The sequence below is a fragment of the Herbaspirillum sp. WGmk3 genome, from assembly GCF_023952535.1.
Classification (GTDB): Bacteria; Pseudomonadota; Gammaproteobacteria; order Burkholderiales; family Burkholderiaceae_D; genus Herbaspirillum; species Herbaspirillum huttiense.
This window is the reverse complement of record NZ_JAKYWT010000160.1, coordinates 1-236: the sequence shown is the minus strand read 5'-3', so window position 1 is coordinate 236 and position 236 is coordinate 1. Positions and strand designations below refer to the sequence as shown.

1 pseudogene is annotated in these 236 nt (G+C 61.9%); it reads right to left on the bottom strand.

Annotated elements, in window-relative coordinates:
• A pseudogene (locus tag MKD49_RS26290) lies at positions 1-236 on the bottom strand (translational GTPase TypA); the annotation flags it as partial.

The following is a 236-nucleotide window of genomic DNA, read 5'->3' as shown; positions in this document are numbered from 1 at the left end:
CCCAGCCGGAGCCGTGGTTGACCATGTGCATCATCTGGCCCTTGCGTAGGCCCATCATCTGGGTGACGGGGCCCATGAACTCTTCTGGGGCATCAATGGTGACGCGCTCGAAAGGTTCGTGCAGCTTGCCGTCAATGGTTTTGGTGACGACCTGCGGTTTGCCAACGGTGAGTTCGAATCCCTCGCGGCGCATCTGCTCGACGAGGACGGCCAGCTGCAATTCGCCGCGGCCTTGC